The sequence below is a fragment of the Phytoactinopolyspora endophytica genome (assembly GCF_004138495.1).
Lineage (GTDB): Bacteria > Actinomycetota > Actinomycetes > Jiangellales > Jiangellaceae > Phytoactinopolyspora > Phytoactinopolyspora endophytica.
On record NZ_ML142849.1, the window covers coordinates 341,298 to 345,307 of the forward strand.

The window sequence follows — 4,010 nt, forward strand, 5'->3', positions numbered from 1 at the left end:
ATGGCGATCTGCAGCAGGAGGTTGCGCAGGTTCGCGAAGTTGAGAAACGCGTCGGGGCGCATCACGCCGAAGAACGCGATCAGCGCGACCAGCGCGATGACGGTCCCGCCTTGCCAGAAGAGCTGGGCGATCGTCGCGCGGTCGGCCGGGGTGCGGTCGGTCGACGCCGGGACAGCCGGCGGGGTGTCGGTCGTAGTCATCTCACGCAGCCCTTCCGTAGCAGTAGGACAGGAGGAGCTCTTCGTCGGCCGCTTCCGCCGGAACCTCGCCCGACACGCGGCCTTCGTGCATGATGAGGATCCGATCGGACATGCCGATGAGCTCGGGAAGCTCCGAGCTGACGGCGACCACGGTCGTGCCGCCGGCGGCCAGCTCGCGGATCAGCCGGTAGATCTCCGCCTTCGTGCCGACGTCGATGCCGCGTGTGGGCTCGTCCAGCAGGAGCACCTTCGGCCGGCGGGCAAGCATCTTCGCGAGGACGATCTTCTGCTGGTTGCCGCCCGAGAGCTGGCTGACGTGCTGGCGCGGCCCCCGCGCCTTGATCTGTAGGTCGTCCAGCGCGGTGCGCGCCAGGCCGGTCACCTTGTGCTGGCGCACCCACCCGATCCGGCTGACCTCCGCGAGGTTCGCGACGGCGATGTTGTCCTGGACGGTGGCGTCCAGGATCACGCCCTGGCTACGTCGCTCTTCGGGAACTAAGGCGACTCCGGCGTCGAGCGCCCGCCCGACGCTTCCGCCCGGCGACAGGCTCCGTCCTGCGACGCGGACCGTCCCCTCAGCGCGGCGCTGCGCTCCCGAGAGCAGGCGCAGCAGCTCGCTGCGGCCGGATCCGGCCAGCCCGCCGATGCCCAGGATCTCTCCGGCCGAGGCGTGCAAGGACACGTCGTTGACCCGGTTGCCGGTCAGGCCCGCCACGCTTAGCACGACGTCGTCGGTCGCCGTGCCCTTCTCGGGGTAGAGCTGGCCCTGGGCACGGCCCACCATCATGGCGATGACCTCGTCGACGGTGACGTCGGGGACCTTGTTCGTGGTGATGGTCGAGCCGTTGCGCATCACTGTCAGCCGGTCACACAACTCGAAGACCTCCTCAAGGCGATGCGAGACGTAGACGATCGCCACACCCTCGTCGCGCAGCGCCCGCAGAACCGTGAAGAGGCTCTCGATCTCGACGTCGGTCAGCGAGGCGGTCGGTTCGTCCAGGATCAGCACCCGGGCATCGGTCGCCAGCGCCCGGGCGACGGCGACCATCGTCTGCTGGACGGGAGAGAGGTCCCCGGCGAGACGACGCAGCGAGATCGGCTGGTTGAGCCGGTCCAGCTGCGCGCGGGCACGCCGACGCAGGTCGCGCCACTGAACCAGTCCGGCGCGTCGTGGTGTCCTATCGCCGAGCAGGATGTTCTCCGCGACGCTGATCGTCGGGATGACCGACAGCTCCTGGTAGAGCGCGACGATGCCCGCATGGTGCGCGTCGCGGACGCTGTCGAACTCCACCGGCCGGCCGTCGCAGCGGATCTCGCCTCCCTCCTTGGCGAGCAGCCCGGTCAGCACCTTGATGAGCGTGGACTTACCGGCCCCGTTCTCACCGAGCAGGGCGTGGATCTCCCCGGGCCGGACGGATAGGTGGGCGTCGTCGAGGGCGAGGACGCCGTCGAATCGTTTGACGATGCCGTGGGCCTCGAGCGCTGGAGGCGCCCCATCGGTCTCGGGCGTCGTCGCGGTCGTCGGGCTCGGCGAGACCGGCGGAACCGGCGCGGCGGTCATGCCGCACCTGCCTCGTCGAGGTCGTTGCAGCGAATGAGCACCTTGGAGTGCTCACCGGAGAGGTGGGCAGCGAAGGCGTCCGCCGCGTCGTCGAGCGGATAGACAGTGGCGGTGAGCTCATCGGTGGACAGGTAGGGCAAGAGTCTGAGGGCACGAGGGAAGGCGTAGGGAGAGACGAAGACGCCGGTGAGCGTGAGCTCCTTGAGATAGAGGTAGTCCGAGAGGTTGAGGGGCATCTCGTGGTCGACGGGGTACATGGCGCCGTAGACGACGGTGGCACCCGGCGCGGCGATGTCGAGCAGACCGCGGGCGGCACGGGAGGAGCCCGAGGCGTCGATGACGACGTCGAAGCCGCGCCCTCCGGTGATCTCCCGGGTGCGTTCCTGCTGGTCCTCGTGGCCCGGGTCGATGGCGTGGTCGGCGCCGTTGCGCAGGGCCATCTCCCGGCGTGTGGCGATCGGCTCGATCACGGTGAGCGATGTCGCACCGTACCGGGACATGACCTGCGCGGCCAGCTGGCCGATCGGGCCGCCTCCGCAGACGGCGACCGTCTCGCCGGGACGGATACGGGTCTTGTCCGCGATGCGCACAGCTACTGAGGTCGGCTCGAGCAGGCAGCCTTTCCGCAGCGACACGTCCGAGGGGAGCTTGTGGACCTGGGAGGCGTGCCACGTCACAGTTTCCGCCATGCCGGGCCGGTTGTCGTCGTGGATGTGTTCGCAGAACTGCTGACGCCCGTCCCGGCAGGGGTGACAGGCGCCGCAGAACTTGAGGAAGTTGCCCGCGACGCGATCGCCGATCTGCAGACCGGTACGGGCTGCGGCGTCCTCCCCTAGGGTCTCGATCACGCCGGAGATTTCATGGCCGAGACCGATGGGAACGTCGGTGCCGAAGAACCCTTCCGCCAGATGCGGGTCGGATCCGCAGATCGCGGCGTAGGCGACCCGCAGGCGCACGTCCTCGGCGCCGAGGGGCTGGTCGGGGAATTCCACGAGGCCGATCTGACCGCGCTTGGCGTCGTCGGTCGCTCGCAGGTTCCCGATCTTCGTCACTGCTACGGTTCGCATGGCTCCTCCTCTCAGACGCCGGCGGACACGGCTGTCGTCGCCGCTCTACGGACGGCGTCGAGCGTCGCGGTGAGTCCATAGCCGTGCTTGTCACGCAATTGCTCGTCCTCGCCGAAGCCGGCGTAAACCTGCGGAATGCCGAGGCGTTCGAAGGAAGTCAGCCGGATGCCACGGTCAGCGACGACGTCCGCGACACGGGTGGCGAGCCCGCCGTAGGCGAGATGATCCTCCAACACGACGAAACGGCCGGAGGTCTCCCCCGCGCAGCGGGCGATGAGGTCCTCGTCGACGGGCTTGAGGGTGAACATGTCCACCACCCGCACCGACAGGCCCTCGCCGGCGAGCTGATCGGCAGCGGTCAGGGCTTGGGCGACAGTGGTGCCGTGGGTGAAGAGTGTGACGTCCTGGCCGTCGCGGGCGACGATGCCCTGGCCGATCCGGACCTCGTGCCGGCCGGCCTCGTAGAGGATCATGTCCTTCTTGCCCACCGCCAGACGGATGTAGATCGGTCCGGACATGGTCATCGACTGCCGGATGATGTCTCCGACCATGAGCGGGTCCCCGATCGAGGTCACGGTCATATTCGTCAGCGAGCACATTAGAGACAGATCTTCGACGGCGTAATGCGTCGAGCCGCCGTTGCCGACCAGGCCGCCGTGGGTGCCGATGATCTTCACCGGAAGGTTCGGATAGCAGACATCGGTGCGGACCTGCTCCAGCGTGCGCATCGACAGGAACGGCAGCATCCCGGAGACGACGGGGATCATCCCGTCATACGCCAATCCCGCGGCGATACCCACGCAGACCTGCTCGGCGAGGCCGACGTCGAGAAACCGCTCAGGGTGCTTCTCCCGGAACTCCACCAAGGTCGCCCCGATATCCGGGGTGAGCACCCACAGGTCCTCGTGGTCCTCACCCAGCTCGGCCAGCGTGGAGCCGATCACGGAACGGGCAGAGAGCATCTCTCCGAAGGTGAACGTCTCGGGCATCACACAGCCTCCTTCTCGCGAGATGTGCTGGTGGCTCGCGCCGCGGCGAGTGCGGCCAGGGCGCGCTCGAGGTCTTCCTTGCCCAGGGAGCCGGCGTGCCAGGCGAGGTTGCGTTCCATGAAATCCACGCCCTTGCCCTTGACCGTCTCGCAGATCACCACGGTCGGACGCCTGCCGGCCGGGGCGGGGAGGT

General features: G+C 68.3%; 3 protein-coding genes and 2 pseudogenes. All 5 read right to left on the reverse strand.

Going from position 1 to position 4,010, the window contains the following annotated elements; genetic code table 11:
* A pseudogene (locus tag ELR45_RS36430) lies at nt 1–200 on the reverse strand (ABC transporter permease); the annotation flags it as partial.
* A 1-nt stretch (nt 201) separates the two neighbouring features.
* Nucleotides 202–1,761 (reverse strand): sugar ABC transporter ATP-binding protein, encoded by a 1,560-nt coding sequence (locus ELR45_RS01495; protein ID WP_129662851.1) that lies wholly within the window; start codon nt 1,759–1,761, stop codon nt 202–204.
* A complete protein-coding gene (locus tag ELR45_RS01500; protein WP_129662852.1) occupies nt 1,758–2,828 on the reverse strand; it encodes a zinc-dependent alcohol dehydrogenase in 1,071 nt (356 codons plus the stop codon). Before ELR45_RS01500 ends, ELR45_RS01495 begins: the two co-directional genes overlap by 4 nt.
* 11 nt (nt 2,829–2,839) lie before the next feature.
* On the reverse strand, nt 2,840–3,817 hold the full coding sequence (locus ELR45_RS34345; protein ID WP_165367374.1) for a transketolase family protein: 978 nt from the start codon (nt 3,815–3,817) through the stop codon (nt 2,840–2,842).
* Nucleotides 3,817–4,010: pseudogene (locus tag ELR45_RS34350) on the reverse strand (hypothetical protein); the annotation flags it as partial. The pseudogene ELR45_RS34350 and the gene ELR45_RS34345, both read right to left, overlap by 1 nt.

What these genes read in the sequence shown, in the direction of transcription:
- ELR45_RS01495 (WP_129662851.1), bottom strand. Translation starts at nt 1,761, where the DNA reads ATGACCGCCGCGCCGGTTCCGCCGGTCTCGCCGAGCCCGACGACCGCG.
- ELR45_RS01500 (WP_129662852.1), bottom strand. Translation starts at nt 2,828, where the DNA reads ATGCGAACCGTAGCAGTGACGAAGATCGGGAACCTGCGAGCGACCGAC.
- ELR45_RS34345 (WP_165367374.1), bottom strand. Translation starts at nt 3,817, where the DNA reads ATGCCCGAGACGTTCACCTTCGGAGAGATGCTCTCTGCCCGTTCCGTG.